Annotated in this window: 11 protein-coding genes and 1 pseudogene; 1 reads left to right on the forward strand and 11 read right to left on the reverse strand. The window is 70.6% G+C overall.

The features are described from left to right. Positions 1–188 precede the first annotated feature (188 nt). Positions 189–368 (forward strand): annotated as a pseudogene (locus ACFC09_RS21640) (glycosyl hydrolase); the annotation flags it as partial. A gap of 19 nt (positions 369–387) precedes the next feature. On the opposite strand, the gene ACFC09_RS21645 reads toward ACFC09_RS21640, so the two are convergent. The 11 genes from ACFC09_RS21645 to ACFC09_RS21695 all read right to left on the reverse strand — a co-directional run bounded on the left by ACFC09_RS21645 (position 388) and on the right by ACFC09_RS21695 (position 19528). Beyond that, positions 388–1728: a cation:proton antiporter gene (locus tag ACFC09_RS21645; protein WP_376530714.1), complete on the reverse strand. Its 1341-nt coding sequence runs from the start codon at positions 1726–1728 to the stop codon at positions 388–390. Positions 1729–2074: 346 nt separating this feature from the next. Further along, positions 2075–8671: an SDR family NAD(P)-dependent oxidoreductase gene (locus ACFC09_RS21650; protein ID WP_376530716.1), complete on the reverse strand. Its 6597-nt coding sequence runs from the start codon at positions 8669–8671 to the stop codon at positions 2075–2077. Between the two features lie 26 nt (positions 8672–8697). Continuing rightward, positions 8698–9744 (reverse strand): ketoacyl-ACP synthase III family protein, encoded by a 1047-nt coding sequence (locus ACFC09_RS21655; protein ID WP_376530718.1) that lies wholly within the window; start codon positions 9742–9744, stop codon positions 8698–8700. A 416-nt stretch (positions 9745–10160) separates the two neighbouring features. Next, a complete protein-coding gene (locus ACFC09_RS21660) occupies positions 10161–10889 on the reverse strand; it encodes an HAD family hydrolase (RefSeq protein ID WP_376530833.1) in 729 nt (242 codons plus the stop codon). Further along, the gene (locus tag ACFC09_RS21665; protein ID WP_376530720.1) at positions 10832–12181 is read right to left on the reverse strand and encodes an NAD(P)/FAD-dependent oxidoreductase; all 1350 of its coding nucleotides are present in this window, start codon (positions 12179–12181) and stop codon (positions 10832–10834) included. The genes ACFC09_RS21660 and ACFC09_RS21665 overlap by 58 nt, the downstream gene beginning before the upstream one ends. A gap of 17 nt (positions 12182–12198) precedes the next feature. Next, positions 12199–12477, reverse strand: coding sequence for an acyl carrier protein (locus ACFC09_RS21670; protein WP_376530722.1), 279 nt, complete (start codon positions 12475–12477; stop codon positions 12199–12201). A gap of 14 nt (positions 12478–12491) precedes the next feature. Beyond that, the gene (locus tag ACFC09_RS21675; protein ID WP_376530724.1) at positions 12492–13211 is read right to left on the reverse strand and encodes a class I SAM-dependent methyltransferase; all 720 of its coding nucleotides are present in this window, start codon (positions 13209–13211) and stop codon (positions 12492–12494) included. Beyond that, on the reverse strand, positions 13208–14641 hold the full coding sequence (locus ACFC09_RS21680; RefSeq protein ID WP_376530726.1) for an AMP-binding protein: 1434 nt from the start codon (positions 14639–14641) through the stop codon (positions 13208–13210). Before ACFC09_RS21680 ends, ACFC09_RS21675 begins: the two co-directional genes overlap by 4 nt. Then, positions 14638–15768: an acyl-CoA dehydrogenase family protein gene (locus ACFC09_RS21685; protein ID WP_376530728.1), complete on the reverse strand. Its 1131-nt coding sequence runs from the start codon at positions 15766–15768 to the stop codon at positions 14638–14640. Before ACFC09_RS21685 ends, ACFC09_RS21680 begins: the two co-directional genes overlap by 4 nt. A gap of 10 nt (positions 15769–15778) precedes the next feature. Continuing rightward, entirely contained in the window at positions 15779–16834 is a 1056-nt protein-coding gene (locus ACFC09_RS21690) for a ketoacyl-ACP synthase III family protein (protein WP_376530731.1), read from the reverse strand. 1473 nt (positions 16835–18307) lie between these two features. Next, positions 18308–19528: a cytochrome P450 gene (locus ACFC09_RS21695; RefSeq protein WP_376530733.1), complete on the reverse strand. Its 1221-nt coding sequence runs from the start codon at positions 19526–19528 to the stop codon at positions 18308–18310. Between the last annotated feature and the right edge of the window lie 653 nt (positions 19529–20181).

A 20181-nucleotide genomic window follows, 5' to 3' on the forward strand; every position in this document is an offset into this window, starting at 1 on the left:
AGCCGCTGATCTTCCTGCGCTACGACTTCGATCTGGCCCTGGACAACACCGTCAAGGCCGGGGAGAACCACGAGATCACCGTTGCCGGCTACTACCAGCCACGCCTCACCGCCCTGCCCAGGGTGACCGCCCTGAAGGCGGAGACCACCTTCGACGGGGGCGACACCTGGCAGCCGGCGGGCAGGTACGCGGACGGCTCCGAGGACTACAAGGTCCTCAAGGGCCTGGCCGCCTCCGGTGCGTACACCGTGCACCGGGACCGCCGGAACGGCAGCGCGTGGCTTTTCGACGGCACCACCCTGTGGACGTACGACGACCCCCAGGTGCTGAAGACCAAAGCGGCGTACGTCCGCGAGCTGGGCCTGGGCCCGCCCTCCGGCACCCGTCCTACGGTTGCGGCGTCGGCTCGGCGTCCGGCATGGGCGCCTGCCCGGACCCGGGCCGGGAACCCGCTGTCCTGTCGTCGTCCCCGCGGGATCCGGAGGGCGTGCCTGGGGAGGCGTCGGCCGGGCGGTACAGCGGGCCGATCAGCGGCCCGGCGACCGCCGTGGTGAAGAGTGCCATGATGACGAGCAGCGCGTAGAGCCGCGGGCCGATCACTCCGGCTTGCAGGCCCACGTTCAGCACGATGAGTTCGGTGAGACCCCGGGTGTTGAGCAACACGCCGATCAGCAGGGAGTCCCGCCACGGCAGACGGGCGCTGCCCCGGGCCGACAGCGAGCCGGCGGCCACTTTGCCGACCACCGCGACGATGCACAGCACGACAAGGAGCAGCAGGTCGGAGGCGTGCAGTCCGCTGAGCTCCACCGACATTCCGGAGATCGTGAAGAACACCGGCAGCAGCAGGCCCCCGGTCTCCTGCAAGGGCCGCAGCACCTGGCTGTCCGGGGCACCGTCGCGCTGGCGGGGCATGATGATGCCGGCCAACAGCGCACCGAAGATCACATGCAGCCCGAGCGCGCTGGTGGCCCAGGCCGAGGCCAGCGTCAACGCGGTGGCGATGGGGACGGGGTTGGTCAGCAGGGCGCCGGGCCGGTTCATCCACCACACCAGCACGCGCCGCACGCCGAAGATCATCACCAGTAGATAAGCCGCCAGCAGCGCCATCCTGGTGAGCCAGGCCCCCAGGGAGCCGCCCTCGCCGCCGACCAGGCAGACGGCGAGCACGGGCCAGCTCAATGCGTCGATGACGCCGGCGGCCGCCATCGCGATCGTGGCCGGCCGGCTGCCGGCCAGCCCCTGGTCCCTGATGATGCTGGCCAGGACGGGAACCGCCGTGATGGACAGGGCGACTGCCATGTAGAGGGTGAAGGTCGCGTCGATCGGATGACCGCCGTTGACGGACCGGAAGCCTCCGGGAAGGAGTTCGACGATGCCGGCGCCCAGCAGCATCGGAAGCGCGAACGCGCTCAACGAGACCGTGGTCACCGCGCGGTGCTGGCGAAGCTGGCCGAGATCGAGTTCGTAGCCGACGGCGAAGAGGAAGAGCGCCAGGGCGACTTGTGCCAGCGCCGTCAGAATCGGCTTGATCTGCTCGGGGAACAGGGTCTCGTACATTCCGTCCGGTGCCAGTCCGAGCAGGCTCGGGCCGAGGGCGATCCCGACGAGCAACTGCCCGATGACGGGCGGCTGACGGAGCTTGCGGGCCGCTGCTCCCAAGGCCCATGAGGCCGTGATCACCAGCGCGAGAGCTGCGACGACGTGAGTGACCATGGAGTCGGTGCTCACCGGCATCCCCTTTTCGGCGAGTGCTGCGTTCCGTGGAAGGTTCGGATGGTGCGTCGGCAGGCACGGCCTCCCGCTCGGAGCACGGGACGGCGAGAGGCCCACGACCGCAGAAGCCGTGCCTCGCGCCCCCCGGACCCCACCCGGCCGGGAGTACGCCGCGGAGCGGGTGACTCGTGACCGCGCCGGAGCCGTGCAGGCGTGGCCGTGAGGAGGTGTCCCGGCCGTCGTCGACCGACGGGGCGTCCTGCCCGCCGTGCCGGCCCTGCGGGTGGTCTGCCCGCTCGCCCGGAGCGCCCATCGGGGCCGCGCCGGTCGGCGGAGCGTCTGCGACGACCGGTAGTCACCGTCACTCCGGTCGTGCCGCGGCGAGCAGCTGATCCGTCAGCTCACGCAGCGTCGCCCGGCTGAGGATCTTGCCGACCGGCAGCAACACCCCGTGCGAGCGTTGCACCTCCTGCCGTAGCTGAGCCGCCATCAGCGAGTCGAGGCCCTGGCTGGTCAGATCCAGCTCGGGGTCGAGGTGTTCGGAGTCGACGCGCAGGATGGCGGCGATCCCGGCCCGGAACAGCGCCGCCCGATCCGCGGCTGGTGCCGCGCCCATCGCGGGGTCCGTACCGTCGGCCTCCCGTCCGGTCCCCGCCCCGACCCGTGCCGTCCCGGCTCCCGACGCGGTCCCCCACGCGCTCCCGGAGGCGGGCACCTGCGGGCGCGGGGTCAGGGGTTTTGGCCGCGGGACGGGGAACGTCGGCGTGGCCGGCGGTGCGGCGCGCTCCGGCCGGACCCGCGCCGCTCCCGACGGAGGCGGTGGGGCCGCGGTGACACGGCGGGCGGGTGCGTCGTCGACGACGTCCCGCAGAAACGGGGATGCGGCCGCGACCGGGTACGTGATCCGCCACTGCGCCCAGTCCACCGGCATGACCACGGTGTCCCCGGCGCCCGTGGCCAGCAGGTGATCCAGCACCGCGAACCCCGCCGCGGAGGTGAAGCCGGTCATGCCCCGCGGGATCAGATCCCGCCCGAGTTCGGTACCCGCCCTCGCGGCCATGCCACGGTCGGTCCAGAAGCCCCAGTTCACCGCGAGCGCCTGTCGGCCACGGCTGCGGCGGCCACGGGCGATCGCGTCGAGGCCCGCGTTGGCGGCGGCGGCCGCCGCGACGTGGGGCGAGGCCAGCAGGGCGTTCCCGGACGAGAAGAGGACGAAGTGGTCGAGGTCGTCCTCGAAGAGACGGTCGAGGACCCGGCCGCCCTCCAGCTTGGGCCGCAGCACGGCTTCCACATCGCGCAGGGTGGTGTCGCCGATCGGCTTGTACATGAACACGCCGGCGGTGTGGAAGACGCCCCGGACCGCCGGACGGCCGGCGGCGCGGCGGTTTTCGACCAGCCGGCGCATCGACCGTTCGTCCGCCACGTCCACCGGGGCGTACTGCACCTCGGCGCCCTGGCCGCGCAGTTCCTCCGACAGGGCGGCGATGTCGCCCCCCGACGGCGAGGCCGTGCCGGGCACGGACCGGCCGGTGAGCAGCAGGTGCCGGGCGCCGCGCGCGACGAGCCAGCGGGCCAGTTCGGAGCCGATGCCACCGGCACCGCCGGTCACCAGATAGGTGGCGTCCGGCCGCATCCGAGTCGGCGCGGGCCCCGTCGGCGCGGGCATCGGCGGCGGCATCGGCGGCGGCGTCGGCGGGGCCACCGGGGCCGTCCGCAGATCTATGAGCACCTTGCCGACGTGCCGGGCCCCGATCATGTCGTCGAACGCCGGACCGACGGCGTCCAGCGGGTACACCTCGGCCGGCAGCGGCGCGAGTTCACCGACCGCGATCAGGCGCAGCAGACGGCCGAGGAGCGCCCCGGCCCGGTCCGGTTGCTCACGGCACAAGGCGGCGATGTCGAGGACGTGGAAGGAACCGTTGCGCGGCAGGCCGCCAGGACCGGCCGGGTGGCCGTCCACCGGATCCTGCTCGGCCAGTTCCACGTAGCGCCCGTACGGGGCGAGCATGCCGAGGTTCTGGTCGACGGCCGTCCCGGTCAGCGAGTTGAGGATGACGTCCATCCCCGTGCCCCGGGTCTCGGCCAGCAGTGGACCGGCGAAGTCGCCCCGGGAGTCGGCGACATGGGTGACGCCCATCGCTCGCAACAGAGCGCGGTGCTGCTCACTGCCGGCGGTGGCGTGGATCTCGGCGCCGCGGCGCCGGGCCACCTGGATCGCGGCGAGCCCCACGCCACCGGTGGCCGAGTGGATGAGGACTTTCTCCCCTTCGCGGAGCGCGGCCAGCTCCATCAGGCCGTACCAGGCGGTCAGGTAGGCGATCGGTACGGTGGCGGCCTCGGCGAGAGAGAGTCCGTCGGGCAGGCGGTGGGTCAGCCTGCGGTCGGCGAGGACCCGCGTGGCCGGTCCCGGACGGGCGACGGCGACGACACGGTCGCCGACGGCCAGTCCCCGCACATCGGTGCCGACGGCCGTCACCACACCGGCGGTCTCCCAGCCCAGCAGGCCGTCGTCCTCCCCGTCCGGGCGGGCCCCGGCCGCCTGGAGCACGTCGCGGAGGCCGACTCCGCCGTACGCCGCGGCGAGCTGCACCTCGTCGGCGGCCGGGGGCCGCGCCGCGGTCACCGCGCGCACCGGGACCGTGCGGCACTCCCGGGCCGGCTCGGTCCCGGTGACATCATCGGGGCCGGACGCCGGTGAAGTGCGGCGCAGCCGCAGGACGTACCGGGTGCCCGCCCGCAGGGCGATCTGGTCCTCGGCGCCGTCGGCGGCCGCGATCTCCTGGGCCAGCGCCTCGGTCTGCTCCGCGCCATGGGCCGTGTCCAGGTCGATGAGGACGTGCCGGACGACGGACAACTCGCTCGCCGCCGTACGTCCGTAGCCCCACACCGCGTACTGCTCCGGATCCGGCGCCCCGTCCGCGTCCGTGACCGTCTCGGCGCCCCGGGTGACGAGGGCGAGCCGGGGAAGAGGGCCGTCCCACCGTGCCATGGACAACGCCTGGTCCAGCAGCAGCGCGCTGCCGAGGCCCAGCGGGACCTCTCCCACCGGCCGCGGCGCCCGCAGGCTCCACAGGTGCACCACGGCGGCGACGCCCTCCGGGTGGTCCCGTCCGACCTCGTACAGCAGCCGCGCGTAGTCGTCGAGACGGGACGGGTCGATGCGATACGTCCCGTCGTCCCCGCGCTCGTACCTGTCTCCGGGCCGTACGGCGATCCGCGCGCCGTGTGCCGGTGCGAGCCGCGGCCCGTAGTCCTCGTCCTCCAACACCAGCCAGGCTCCGGCGGCCGTCTCCGGCGGTGCCCCGGGTGCGGCGGTCGGTATCCACCTCGGCTGGTAGAGCCAGTCGGTCAGCGCGCCGGTTTCCTCCCGCCGCACGAGCCAGCGGATCCGCAGGCCGCGGAACTCGGCCAGCAGCGTGCCCCGCTCGTCGCGGACGACGACGTCACCGCTGAACGACTCGGCCGTCAGGTCGTGCCGCACCACGTGGCTGTACAGGGTGCCGGTCGGCGGCAGCGGCCCGTACCGGCGGAACGCGTCGATGGAACCCAGGACGAAGGCGTGCTGCTCGCCGGGCACGGCCGAGTCGGGCAGGGTGGCCGCGAGCACCTGTCCGCAGGCGTCGAGGACCGCTGGATGGACGTGATGCCCCGCGTGGCCACAGAGGCGGTCCGGGACGACGATCTCGGCCAGCGCCTCGTCGTCGCCGCGCCACACCTGCCCGACCCCCTGGAAGACGCCGTGCCAGTCGTTGCCGCGGGCCGCGAACCGGCGGTAGAACTCGGCGCCGGTGAGGTGCTCGGGGACCCGTTCGGCGATCTGCGCGGGCGGGTCGTCGGGGACTTCGAGCATGCGGGTGCCGGCGGGCGCCTCCTCCACCCGGCCGTGGGCATGCCGGGTCCATTCGGTGCCATCGGCGGTGGCAACGTCGAAGGCCCACCCCGGCCCGGCCGGCCGCAGCGTGACCCGCAGCAGCGGCGGGGCCTCGGCGGTGAGGAAGAGCGCCTTGTCGTAGCGGACGTCCTCGACGACGACATCGACTCCGATGGCCTGGGCGGCGGCGGCCACCGCCAGCTCCAGGTACGCGGTGCCGGGCAGGATGACCAGACCCTGCACCTGGTGGTCCAGGAGGTAGGCGTTGCGCGCCAGGTCGAGGGGGCCCTCCCACCGGTGCGCGCCGTCGTCGAGGACGGTGTGCGTGCCGAGCAGCGAGTGTCCGGCCGGGACGGCCGCCCCGGCCGGCGCGGCCGTGGCTGCTGTCGTCGGCGTCGCGGTGTACGGGCCGGGGGTCGTCGTATCGGTCCCGGCGATCGACTCGAACCAGAAATCGGCGCGTTGCCAGGGGTAGGAGGGCAGCCCCACGTAGGCGGCCGGGCCGTCGAACAGCGCGTCGTGGCGCACCGGGTATCCGGCCTGGTACAGCTGGCCGACGGAGGTCAGCAGCGCGGTCAGGTCGTCGGTGTCGCGCAGCAGTGACGGCAGCACCTGGTCGCCGGTGCGGTCCGCGGGCAGGCACTCCTTCACCGCCGCGCTGAGCACGGGGTGCGGGCTGATCTCGACGACGGCCGCCGTCCGGGAGGAGGCGGTCTCGGCATCGACGGCCGCGTGGAAGCGGACCTCGTCGCGGAGGTTGCGCACCCAGTAGTCGGCGTCCAGTTCCTCGCCGGTCAGGACCTCCCCGGTCACCGTCGAGCGCAGCGGTACCTGACCTCTACGGGGACGGACCGGTTCCAGGGCGGCGCGCAGCGCGTCCAGCAGGGGGTCCACCTGACTGCTGTGCGAGGCCACGTCCACCTTGACGATCTTGGTGAGGACGTCCCGTTCGGACAGCGCGCCCAGCACCTTCTCCACCGCCGGAGTGCGGCCCGAGATGATGCTGCGCCGCGGGCCGTTGCTCACCGCGACGTCGACGTCCGGCACATCGGCGAGTTCCCGCCGCAGTTCGTCGGCGGGCAGGTCGACCGCGGCCATGGACCCGGCGCCGGCGATCTCCCTGAGCAGGGCGCTGCGGCGGCAGATCACCGCCGCGCCGTCGGCCAGGGTGAGCGCGCCCGCGGTGCAGGCGGCCGCGACCTCGCCCATGCTGTGACCGATCAGCACGTCGGGCGCGACGCCCCACGACCGCCACAGCGCGGCCAGCGAGACTTCGACCGCCCAGAGCAGGGGTTGCACCACGTCGATCGGCCAGCCCGCCTCGTCGCCTGCGGCCAGGTGCTCGATCACCGACCAGCCGCGCTCGGCGCGGACGTGCCGGTCGCACTCCTCGACGGTCTCCCGGAAGACCGAGGAGGTACGCAGGAGCCGGCGCCCCATCCCGGACCACTGGGAGCCCTGGCCGGGGAAGACGAAGACGGTCCTCCACTCCGTGCCGGGCTTGGCGGCGACGATCGGCCGGCCCTTGCGCAGTTGTCGGGCGGCCTGGTCGTGCTCCGTGACGAGCACGGTCATGCGGTGCCGGTGATGGGTGCTCCGGGTCAGCGCGCTGAAACTGACGTCGCGCAGACTGTGCCGGCGGCCCTCCCCCTCGGGCCCGAGGAAGTCCGCGTAGGAGGCGGCGAGTTCGCGCAGCGCGGCGGGCGTCTGGGCGGACAGCGCGAGCAGGTGCGGCCGTGGCTCGTCGGCGGGTGGCGGTACGGCCGCGGGTCGGTGCTCGCCGAGGACGACGTGGGCGTTGGTGCCGGATATGCCGAACGAGCTGACGGCGGCGTACCGGGGGGCGTCGTCCCGGCCCCAGTCGCGGGCGGTCTGCGGGATCTCCAGCGCCATGCTGTCCCAGTCCACCGCCTCGGTCAGCCGGCCGCTGTGCAGACTGGGCGGGACGACGCCGTGTGCCACGCACAGCGCTGCCCTGATGAGTGCGGCGATGCCGGCGGCCGCCTCGGTGTGTCCGATGTTCGTCTTCACGGAGCCGACCAGCACGGGGTCCGCGGTCGAGCGGCCCGCGCCGGTGCCGTAGACCGCGTCCAGGCTGCGCAGTTCGATCGGGTCGCCGGTGGGCGTGCCGGTGCCGTGTGCCTCCACGAAGCCGACGGCGCGCGGGTCGATGCCGCCGCGCGAGCAGGCGTGCCTCATCGTGTCGATCTGAGCGGTCTGCGACGGGGTCATCAGATACCCGCTGCTGCGGCCCTCGTTCTCGACCGCCGAGCCGTGGATGACCGCGTGGACGCGGTCGCCGTCCGCCTCGGCCTGCGCCAGCGTCTTGAGGACGACGACGCCGACGCCGTCGCTGCGCACGAAGCCGTCGGCGTCGTGCGCGCCGAACTTGCACAGGCCGTCCGCGGACAGCATGTCCGCCTGGGAGAAGGTGATGCTCTCCTCCGGCGTGATCACCAGGTTGACCCCCGCGGCGAGGGCGAGGGTCGCCTCCCCGCCGCGCAGTGCCGCGCACGCCTGGTGCACGGCCACCAGCGAGGACGAGCAGGCGGTGTCGACGGAAGTGCTCGGGCCGCGCAGATCGAAGAAGAACGACAGGCGGCCGGACAGGACGCTGCGTGAGGTGCCGGTGTTGGCGTAGATGTCCAGCACCCCGGCGGCCCGCAGCAGGTCCCAGTACTCGGCGGTCCGCTGTCCGACGACGACGGCGGTCGGGCTGCCCGCGAGCTGGTCCAGCGTCAGGCCGGCGTCCCGCACGGCCGCGGCGGCCGTCTGCAGGAGCAGCCGCTGCTGCGGGTCCATGTGGTTCGCCTCGCGGCCGGAGATGCCGAAGTAGTGGGCGTCGAAGCCCCGGACGTCGGGCAGGAAACCGCCACGGCGGCTGACGATCCGTCCGGGTGTGCGCGGCCGGGGGTCGTAGAACGCGTCGATGGGGAACCGGTCGGCCGGGACGTCCGCCGTGGCGTCGACCCCGTCGAGCTGCATCCTCCAGAACGCCGGGACGCCGTCCGCCCCGGGGAACTCGCACGCCATCCCCACGATGGCGATCGGCTGCGGAACGGCCTGGTGCTGCTGGTGCGCCGTCACACGGCACCTCCTGTCGACATCGTCAACTACTGGATCCAGGGCGGCAGTTCGCAGATGGTGAGGATCGCGGCCACGGCCGACCAGCCCGGAGCGCCGCCGAACAGCAGGACGTGGTCGCCCTCGTCGAGCCGCCCGGTGCGCAGCAGCTGGTCGAGGGCGATGAGCTGGTCGCTGGCCGAGGCGTGCCCGATCCCGCGGCCGAACTCCCACTGCGACCGGGAGACGGGCAGGCCCAGCGGGTCCATGATGCAGTTCCGGGTGGTCATCTCGTCGCCGTTGGGCACCAGGACCCAGCGCAGCTCGGAGGCTTCGAGTCCGGCCTCGCCCAGGGCGGCGAGCGCCGTTTCGGAACAGGCTTTCGCCAAGCCGTCGGCGACGCTCGTCCCGCCGACCTCCCGCACACGCTCGTTGAACTGCTGAGCGCGCTCGACGGTGTCGATCCGCCGTCCCGCGGACCCGGTGGGGGGAAACAGCGGCTCGTTGCCGCGCGCCATCGCCTCGAACTCCGGATAGACCCGGGAGACGACCGCGTCGACGCGGGCGAAGCCGCCGGCCGGGCTGACCACTACGGAGCTGGCCGCGTCGGCGGCGATCACACCCATCGGCCCGCTGTCCCACCGGTTGAACAACGGTGAGTTGAAGTTGTCCGCCGTGGTCAGCAGGATGTCCGGTCGGCTCTCCGGCTGGTACGACAGCAGGCCGGCGGCCAGCTCGACCCCGGTGAGCATGCTGTTGCACCCGTTGCGGATCTCGGTGCTCGTGGCCCCCGTGATGCCCAGCTCCCGCATGATGTACGCCGACGGCGACCACATCTCGGGCCCCTGGTAGAACGTCGAGCCGTGCAGCACCGTACCGATCGCGGCGGCCCCGCCCGGGGAGTGGCTGAGCGCCGTGCGTGCGGCCCGCACGGCCATGTCGGGCGGTGACTCCGGCCCGGCGATCAGCACGCTGCGCAGACCGCTCTCGGCGAAGACCGTGGCGTCGTACAGGCCCGCGGCGACCGCCTCGGACGCCGCGTAGGCGGCCGGCAGCCAGCAGCCCAGGCCGGCGAGGAACACGTTCGCCGGCTTCATGCCGGTGCCCAGATGAGACGCATGGGCGTCACGCCCCGCTCGTCGCGCGAGAGCCAGGGTCCGTCCACGGCGATGCACCACTTTCTTCTACGAGTTCTTCAACAAGTTCTTCAACAAGTTCTGCTACGAGTTCTGCTACGAGTCGGCCGGGGTGCGGCGTCCGCCGCACCCCGGCGCCTGGCAGGTCTCACGACGCCGGGTCCAGGAACCGGGCGAGCTGTCTCAGGGCGTGGGCGTGCCGGGGACCGCACCGCGCGTCGGACGGGGCGGGTCCTGCCGCGTACGCGGCTGTGCGCGCCCGGTCCGCCCGGAGCGACGCACAGCCCGTAGGGGACGGCGCATCGCCCTGCCCGTCGCCACGCCGGCGGCCCCGGCTGGTGAAGAAGCCCCTTCGGTTCATCGCCTCCCATCCCCTCTCATCCGGCGGCCCGATGGCTGGTACGCGCGGCTCCCGTGTCCACCAGGCGCGCGAGCCGTTCGACGGTCAGTCCGGACAGACCCCGTACGCCGAGGTCCACCGGTTCTGCTGTCGGCGCGACCGAGACCGTGACGCACCCCGCGGCCCGTCCGGACCGGAGCCCCGCGGACGAGTCCTCGACGACCACGCAGTTGCCCGGCGCGATGCCGAGCCGGGCCGCCGCGGTGCGATACGACTCGGGGTCGGGTTTCGGGTGCCGCACCTCGTCACCGGCCACGGTCACGGCGAACTCGGCCGCACCGAGCGAGGGGAGGACGGCGTCCACCATCGCCCGGTACGAGGACGACACCAGCGCACACGGAACGCGTGCCCGCCGCAGTGACCGGAGCAGGCCGACGGCTCCTGGCAGCGGGGTGATCCCCGGACGCAACCGGTCGAGCATGCGGCTGCTGACACGGTCGTACAGCTCCTGTGTGGTCATCGGCGCTCGGGCGAGGGCGTTCAACCGGGCCAGGTTCTCGGCGACACCGCGCCCCCGTAGCTCCTCCGGCCTGATCTCCTCGGTCGGCACGCCCGACGCCCCGAGCACTGCCGACAGGGCTTCGTGCAGGAGCACTTCGGTGTCGACGAGAGTTCCGTCCATGTCGAACAGAACCGCCCACGGCGCGGTCAGAACAACGCCCGGGAGCTGAGGGACACCTTCATCTTTCCCAGAAGGGGGTGCCAGAGGTGGGTGGGGTCCGCCTCCACGGCGGCGATGAACTCGCGCATCTTCGTCAGCGCGACCGGCTCCTGCTCGTCGTAGACGTCGCCCTGCAACAGTTTCAGGACGTCGATCCGGTAGCGAGGATCCTGGACGAAGGCGGTGAACAGGATGTTGAGGCGGTAGTAGATGGAGATGAACTCGTACCAGCTGGACACGCCGCGCCGCAGCTTCGTCACGTAGTTCTCGAACCGGGCGGCCTTGAAATCGCCGGCCTCCGCCGCGGCGATGATGTCGGCGCAGGCCAGCCGGGCGCTGTTCATGGCGACGCTGACACCGCTGGAGAAGATGGGGTCGACGAACCGGGCGGCGTCGCCGATCATCACCATCCCGTCGTCGCACACCTTGCGCATGCCGTAGCTGTAGTCGCCCTCGGCTTTGAAGGGGCGGACCCGCTCGGTCTTCTTCAGCGCGTCGTGCAGCAGGGGCCTGCTGGCCACCGAGTCCCAGAAGAAGCCTTCGAGGTCGTCCTTGCCCTCCCTGAACCGCGCCTTCTGGGTGACGACCCCGACCGATGTGATCGTGTCGGTGATGGGGATCTGCCACACCCAGGTGTCGCTGAGCGGCAGGAAGTGGATGAAGATGTACTCGGCCTGGTTCTCGTCGTTCGCCAGGGCCTCCCGGTCGAGTCCCTCGAACCAGCTGTGCACGGCGTACTGGTTGAACACCGGGTCGGGCACCTTGACCTTGAGCTGCCGTCCCAGCAGGGTGCCGCGTCCGCTGGCGTCGACGACCATCCGTACCGCCACCTCCGCGGTCGTCCCGCCCAGTCCGGCCCGCAGCACGGGACGGGCGGTGTCGGCGAAGTCCACGCCGCGCACCCGCACCCCGGAGAACACCTTCGCCCCCAGGCTCTCCGCGTGCTTGAGCAGGATGTGGTCGAACTGACCGCGGTCGACGTGGAAGGTGTAGTCGCGGTCCACGCCGAGTTGATCGCGTTCGTTGAACAGCACGTCGGCGGCCCCGAGGCCGTGGTCGTGCACCTGGAAGCCGAGCGGGTCCACATCGTCCGCGTGGGCCGACGTCCACGCGGCGCCGTACTTGCGCGGAAAGCCCGCCGCCTCGATCTTCTCCATGGCGCCGATCTCCAGCAGCACCGGCGTGGTCGCCGGCACCAGGGACTCGCCCACGTGCTCCCGTGGGAAGAACTCACTGTCGAAGACCGCGACCGACAGACCCGCCTTGGCCAGGTAGGACGCGGCGGTGGAACCGGCCGGGCCGCCGCCGATGATGCCGATGTCGTAGTCGTACGTCATCTGTATCTGTTCTCCTGTCAGAGGGAGGCGGTCTGCGAGCGCAGGCGAAGGATCAGGTCGGTGATCGTGGTCAGCGTGCGGAAGTGTTCACCGGTCATGTGCACCGGCGGAACGCGCACGCCGTACGTGGTGCGGATGTGCGCCAACAGGCGTGCGGTGCGCACCGAGTCCAGCACCCCCAGTTCCAGCAGCTGGCTGTCGGCGGTGATCAGGTCGGATGGCACGCCCGTCGCGAGTTCCCCTCTCACATAGCGGAGCAACTGGTCGAGCAGCGTCGAGCGATCAAGGTCCGTCATGGTTCCTCCGGGTGTCAGGGCCGTGCCGCTGCACGCGCCACGATGTACCTCGTCGGCAGCTCCAGCGGTTGCCCGCCGGCTGTGCGCTCCGTGGTGTGCAGGGAGATGTCGCCGTCGGCGACGACCTCGAATCCGTTTCCTTCGAACAGCAGCCGCAGGCGCCCGTCGCGAGCGGGGGCGATGCGGGCGCCGAAGTCGAACTGGGCCGCCAGCCCGGCCGTCTTCGGCAGCTGTGCGCCGCCGGCGAGCAGCTCGGCGACGTACCAGCCGGTGCGCTCGGTCAGCTCCTGGGCGAACAGGACCCCCGCCCTGCCGAGCAGGAGCCTGATGGTCGCCAGCATCCTGACGCGGTCGTCCGGGGCGAGCTGGTGCAACACGCCACGCATGTAGACGTTGGCGTCGCCGAACTCCGTGTGCAGAGCCGTCGCGGTGTCCTGGTCGAGCAGGTCGGCGCGCCGGTAGGCGACGTTGGGCGCCGGGTGCGACGCGGCGGCCAGCTCCACCGCGGCCTCGGCGATGTCCAGTCCGACGACCCGCCGGAAGTGCCCGGCCAGCCACTGTGTCTGCCGTCCGCTGCCGCACCCGATGTCGATCAGGGGCAGCGACGGGTCGGTGTGGCCGCGGAACAGCGGCAGATGCCGCGCCGCGGTCAGCCGGGGCGACGAGTCCCAGAGGGCGGCTCCGGGCTCGGCGGGCAGCGTCGACCAGAAGACGTCCCATGCTCCGCCCGTCATACGCCCGCTCCCCGCGTCACCAGGCCACCGAGCGCGACGCGGTCGACTTTCCCGTTCGGGGTGCGGGGAAAGCCACTGACCGTGTGCAACGCGTCGATGGTCATGTACGGCGGCAGGAACCCCGAGCAGTGCCGTCGGAGCTCCGCGAACTCGGGCGCACAGCCGGTCTCGGGGATCACGAAGGCGTGCAACCGGGCGTCCAGGCCCGCGCCCACGACGAGCACCACCGCGTCACGCACCGCCTCGTGCGCGACGAGCACGCTGTTGATCTCGGCCGGCTCGATCCGGTAGCCGCGGACCTTCGCCATGTCGTCGACGCGGCCCCGGTACTCCAGCAGGCCGTCGGCGTCGTACCGGCCGAGGTCACCGGTGCGGTACGGCCCGACCTGTGGCTCACCGCCCCAGTAGCCGAGCATGACGGTCGGGCCGCTGACCACGATCTCGCCGTCGTCCAGCGACACCGTGTCGCCCGCGACGGGGGATCCGATCGGGACGGCCGCGGTGCGCGCGAGGTCGGCAGCCGTCACCTCGTACGAGGTGCACACGTTGGTCTCCGTCGGGCCGTACCAGTTGAGCATGCGGACGCCGGGCCAGCCGCGGCGCAGGTCCTTCAGCGGCTTCAACGGGAACCGCTCACCGGCGAAGACGCACGCGCGCAGCGCGCCCGGTCCGCGCTCCAGCAGCTCACCGTACTCGGCCATCAGCACCAGTGCGGACGGCACCGAGTACCAGACCGTGATCCGGCGCTCCAGCAGGAAGCCGACCAGCGGTTCCGCGGCCTGGGCGAGGGTTTCGCCGATGAGGTGTACCGACGCGCCTGCCCGGAAGGCTCCGTAGAGGTCGAAGACCGACAGGTCGAAGCTGAACGCGGCGTGATTCGCCAGCCGGTCGGCCGCGGTGAGTTCCAGCTCCTGGCAGGCCCAGTCGACGAAGGCGAGCGCGTTCCCGTGGCTCAGACAGACGCCCTTCGGCGTCCCCGTCGACCCCGAGGTGTAGAGGATGTACGCCGGGTCGGCCGGCCGGACCGGATGGTGGGCGGCGCCCGAGCCGTACGCAGCCTCCTGCCAGAGATCCGCGCAGGACACGGAGACCGTGTCGGCGACGTGATCACCGTGGTCCGTGACGATCAGGGCCGGGCGGGCGTCCGCGGCGATCTGGGCGACCCGCTTCCCGGGATTGCTCCGCGGGACGGGAACGTGGATCGCGCCGCACCGTAGCACCGCCTGGGCCACGGCCACCGATTCGGCCGTCTTGTCCGTCCACACCAGGACGCGGTCGCCCGGCTGGACGCCGCGCCCACGCAGCGCCGACAGATACGTGTCCGCGCGCGCGTCCAGCTCGCCGTAGCTGAGGCCGGTGGAATGGTCGCACACCGCGGGCGCGTCCGGCGTCCGGGCCGCCGCGTCGACCACCAGGCTGTAGAGGCTCACAGTCCCATCTCCCGGGCGATCAGCTGACGCTGGATGTCTGATGTGCCGGAGAAGGTGGTGGCGGGGGCGGCGTTGCGCACATGCTCCTCGATCCCGTACTCCGTCAGGAAGGCGCGGCCCCCGAAGATCCGGGCGGCGTCGAGTGAGGTGGCGACCGCGGCCTCGGACACGGCCAGTTTCGCCATGGCGACCCACAGAGAGGGGTCCTGGTCGTCGTCGATCGCGGCGCAGGCCCGGTAGAGCAGGAGCCGTCCGCTCTCCAGCCGCAGCCTCATGTCCGCCAGCCGGTCCGCGACCGGTTGGAGGTCGGCGAGTCGCTTCCCGAACTGTCGTCGTTCCCGCACGTGTTGGACGCATCGCCGAATGAGCAGTTCCTGCTGGCCCAGATAGATCGCGAACAGGCAGGAACGCTCCCACTGCATCGACGTCTGGAACACCAGTTGCCCCTGACCGGGGCTCCCCAGCACCCGGTCGTCCGGCACGAAGCACCGGGTGAACCGCACCTCGCCGGCCTGGCAGGCGGTCAGGCCGGACTTCTCCATCGGCTCTCCCGCGACCAGACCGGGAGAATCGCGGTCCACGGCGAACGCGGTGGCACCGAAATAGCCGCCGTCGGGATCCGTTGTCGCATAGGTGACGTAGAGATCGGCGACCGGGCCATTGCTGACGAAGCTCTTGGTCCCGTCGAGCAGATATCCGCCGTCGACCTTGGTGGCCCTGGTCGCCAACCGGGAGATGTCCGATCCGGCTTCCGGTTCCGTCATGGCGTTCCCCGCTGTCAGTTCACCTGAACACAATGCGGGAAGCAGTTCCTTCCGGGTCTTCGGGAGCGCGAATTCCAGTACCGGCCGGACGCAGGCGAAGAGATGGGCCGCTGCGGCGAAGAGCAGCCCGGTATCCGCGCCGCCCTCGCTCGCCCCCTCGTACAGGAGGGCTGTGTCAAGAGCACCGAAGCCCGCACCACCGTGCTCCTGCGGGACAGCCGCACCCAACAATCCGAGGCCGGCCAGTTTCTTCCAGATGTCGCCATGGAATCCGGCGGTGGAAGGACCGGGGGGAAGCTCCCGCGCGGCTGTCCGCATGCGCGCATAGCGCTCCTGCTGTTCAGCGCTCAGACTGAAATCCATGAGACGCCTTTCAGGCAGCGGTCGCCGAATGGGCGGCGGACCAGTGCGGAGTCTCGATGATCTCGATCACGGCACATGCGATATTCAGTCCGGGTCCGACACCGAGCATCAGGAAATGATCCCCGCGTTGCAGTTCACCAGAGAGCAGAAGCTGTTCGAGTGCCACCATCTGATCGCTTGCACCGATATGGCCCACGGTGCGGCCCTGTTCCCATGTCGAAAGGGACATCGGCAGACCCAGCGGTATCATTGCGCGTCCTTCGACGCGTTCCCGTGACCCGTTGGCATAAGCGACGCGCGAGACGTCGTCCATCCCGATTCCGGCTTCGTCGAGTGTGCGGCTGATGAGTTCGTCCTGCGCGGCCACGAGTTTCAGGGGGCCGGCCGGGTCCCGGTCCGGGCCGTCCAGCCAGCGGTGCTTGGACTCGCCGAAGTCGAGTTTGCCCGGCTGGCCGGCTCCTGGGGGGAACAGGGGTTCGGGCCCGCGGTGCATGGCCTCGTACTCGGGGAGCGTGACCGCGTTGACGGACTTGAGCCGGGCGAAACCCTTCCGCCTGCTGAGGACGACGGCGGAACCGGCGTCACCCATGACGAAGTGCGGACTGAAACGCCAGCGTTCCAGGAGTTCCGAGGTGAAGTTGTCTCCGGAGGTGACCAGGGCAGCCTCGTGCTCAGCAGAGGCCATGAGATGGCCTGCCGCGAGTTCGAGAGCGGAGAACATGCCCATGCAGCCCTGCCGGACCTCGGCCGCGGTGGCCTGGCCCGCGCCCGTCTTCCTCTGCACGTAGTACTGCGGACACCATCCGTGGGGGCCTTGATACCAAACGCTGACATAGAGCAACAAGCTGAGGGACGCTGGATCCTGCTCGGCTCGTTCGAGCGCCTCACGGCATGCCCGCACCGCCATCTCGGGGGCGGGAATCTCGCCCGCGACAGTCACGCTTGTGATTCCGTATTCTTCCGCGGCGGTCCGGTCGATCAGTCCCCGCTCTACCGCCCATCCGATGGGGACCCGGTCGGGCAGAAAGGCTCCCAGACCGCTGATCAGCACATCGGATACCTTCATGACCCACCCCGGATTCTCTCGGTCGCGTTCGTGAAACATTGATCACGTAATGAATTACTCAAGAGATGCCTAAGAGTCGAAGATTCTCGGCAGAGTAGCCCACCCTGACAACCTGACAACGTTATCAGCATCGGCAGGATAGTGCAGTAGAGGATTGCGATCGGCCATGGCCGTAACTCGCGACGGGGAAGAGTGGGGAAAGAGTACGCGAAGGTACCGGTTCATTCCGGGACGTTCGCTCTGGTCAGTCCTCTGATGTGTGCGCCGTGCCGTCCGAAGGAAGTGTGCATTCTCTTTTGTGCACTGACTCGCTCATGCGCCAAACCCTTGGAACCCGCCATGATTCGACGGTGGGGTGAAATTCCCTAGGTAAGGGTGCACTCCGTTTCGGTGCGCGTCAAGAGGCTGGAGAAACACATGGGGCGATAAGTGAATAATGGTGACCATGGGGGCGGAAACGGTCCCGCAGGCTCGCGTGCGCACCTTCGTACTCAGGACCCGCGCGCTCTTGTCCGTCGGGCAGGACTCGCCCGTCCGACAGCGGCCACCGCCGCCTGTCCCTCGTCGGACGAGGGACACGGTGATCAAGGCAGTGGCGGCGAAGATCCAACCTGCGCGGCGGGGGTGTGGGGCAGTCCACACGTTTGCCGTTGGGTTGGCTGCGTTTGCTGGGTGTGTGCACGTCGCGGCGTGGCGGGAGCCAGGCCGCGACGTGCACACGGTTTCACGGACTTGAGCACGGGCCTGCCGCAGTGCGGCCAGGACCCGCTTCCCGGTACCGCTTCAAAACCCCTTCACGGAGCCTGACCTGGGCTCATGTCCTCGTGGCTGACACGCTCAGTGCTCGCGCCCATACGGATGATCCACCTCTTCACCACGCGGATCTTCTTCTGGCTCGCACTGTCGCCGACGAGGACTTCGCCGGGGTCGAGAACCCCCACACAGTCCCAACTGCAACCCGCACACCGAACGGTGCGGGCGATCGGCACGCGAGGAGCGCACCGACCGACTGTTGACCTACGACCGGGCTGCTGCTCCACGACCGCTGCCACGCCGAGAGGATCCTCCCTGCCCACCCCCTTCAACGGGCACCGGCCGCACCAAGGCCGAGATCAGCTGGCGCCACTCGACGACCCGAACGTCACCCTCATCCCCACCAGCCGGAACGAACCCCGACAAACCGTCGCCGGCCTCATCAACGAGCGCCACCGGGCAGTTTGATCAACTGGCGTCCCGCAGGTTGGAAGAAGTGCAGCCAGTTGGAAGCGGTACGCGGTTTCATCACCGTCCAGAACCTCCGCCCCAAGGACGACTCGGACGGCAGGATCCACTGCGTGGCGCCGCTATCGCCTCGTGAGAACCGGTGGTGAGAACTGGTCGTGAGAACTGCCCCAGCCCATCGCTGCACAGCCGGTGCCCAGCGGCCCACCGACCGAACTGCACGCCGTTCATGCGCAGTGGTCAGCCCGGCTGTCACCGCAGCCGGACGGGCAGCCGCTCCGGTCCCCTGATGAGCATGCCGCCCCGCCAGGTGATCGTGACGGGGTCGGCATCGAGCGCGAGGCCGGGGCAGCGCCGCAGCAGCGTGCCGATCGCGACCCGGCCCTCCAGACGCGCCAGCGGCGCACCCAGGCAGTAGTGAACGCCATGGCCGAAGGCCAGGTGGCCCCGCGCGTCACGACGGATGTCGAAGCCATCGGCATCACCAAAACGCGCGGGGTCACGGTCGGCATCGGCCAGAGCCACAAGCACCAGTTGCCCGCCGCCCGGCACCACCGTGCCGCCGATGTCGACGGGTTTGGTCGTGAAACGGTACGTCGTTGTCTCTACCGGCCCGTCGTAGCGCAGTGTCTCCTCGACCGCGTTCTCCAGCAGTGCGGGGTCGGCTCGCAGGGCGGCTAGCTGCTCGGGGCGGGTCAGCAGAGCCAGGATGCCATTGGAGATGAGGTTGACCGTTGTCTCATGACCCGCCACCAGCAGCAGCCAGACAGTGCCCAGCAGCTCATCGGCTGACAGCCGGTCGCCGCCTTCGTCCGTGACACGGATCAGCGCGCTCAGCAGGTCATCCTGCGGTTCCCGCTGCTTGTGCGCGATCAACCGGGCGATGTATTCGCTCGCGGCGCCCGCCGCAGCCACTCGCTCATCCGCGTCCCTGGACGTCAGGGCAGTGTTGGACCATCTCCGGAACGCCTCGCGGTCCAGGGTCGGAACGCCGATGAGCTCGCAGATCACAGCGATGGGCAACGGGAAGGACAGCACTTCGACCAGGTCAGCCCGGCCACCGGGCCCGCCAAGCGCTTCGTCCAGAAGTCGGTCGGTGATTTCCTGCACCCGGGGCTCAAGGGCCCGCACGCGCGCAGGGGTGAACTCCTTCGCGACCAGCTTGCGCAGTCGGGTGTGGTGCGGCGGGTCGGAGTTGAGCATGTGCCGGCCGGCTGCCAGGTTCGGCAGGCCGAGGTCATGGGAGGCGTTCGACCAGTCCTTGGACAGGCTCGGATCCGCCAGCACCGCCCGCCCCGCCTCGTGACCCACGACGAGCCACGCTTCTGCTCCCTCCGGCATCCGTACACGGTGCACCGGACCCCGAGCGCGCAGCGCCGCGTAAACCGGGTACGGGTCGTGGGTGAAGTCCTGGCCGAGATCGGCGAGGTCCACCAGATCACTGGCGCACGAAACGTCCTTCGCATCTGCCATGTGCAGTCCGTCCTTCTGGTGGGCGAAGTGCCGGTCTGGTCTGCAACGCGCAAAGGTATCGAACGGGACATGGATGCACAGCGACTGATCCGGCCAAACAGCGCCTGATTGACAGATGCGCGGTGCCCATCACCGAAGCCCGACTGGCAGCAGGGCGCCGCACGCGCCACCCTCATCAACCCCGCTCCACCGGCTACGAGACCTGGAACAAGCCCCCGGAACAGCCCCCGGCCCCGCGAAAACACTCAAGGAGTGCGAGCGGCGCCTCACCCGCTACCAGGCCGCCCTCGAAGCCTGCGCCGACCCCGCCGTCGCCACCCAATGGATCAACCAGGCACAGGCCGACAAAGGGACAGCCCGCACAAAGCTCGACACGCCACACGCCAGCACGCGAAAGAAGGAAACCCCCTCACCGCCGACCAGATCCGGGAGATCACTCAGAGACTCGCAGACATCGCACAACGCGTGCACGCCGTCGACGCCGAGGAGAAGGGCCCGCTCTACGAAGCGTTCGGGATCACGATCAGCTACGCATACGCGAACAGGGCCGCGACCGTCAGGTCGAGGCCCTCATCCGCGTATCGTCAGTGGTTGTGCCCGAAGGGCGAGCTGACCACTGACGATACGCTCGTAGTCGCGCAAGGACGAGTCGG

The sequence above is a fragment of the Streptomyces sp. NPDC056161 genome (genome assembly GCF_042268025.1).
GTDB lineage: Bacteria > Actinomycetota > Actinomycetes > Streptomycetales > Streptomycetaceae > Streptomyces.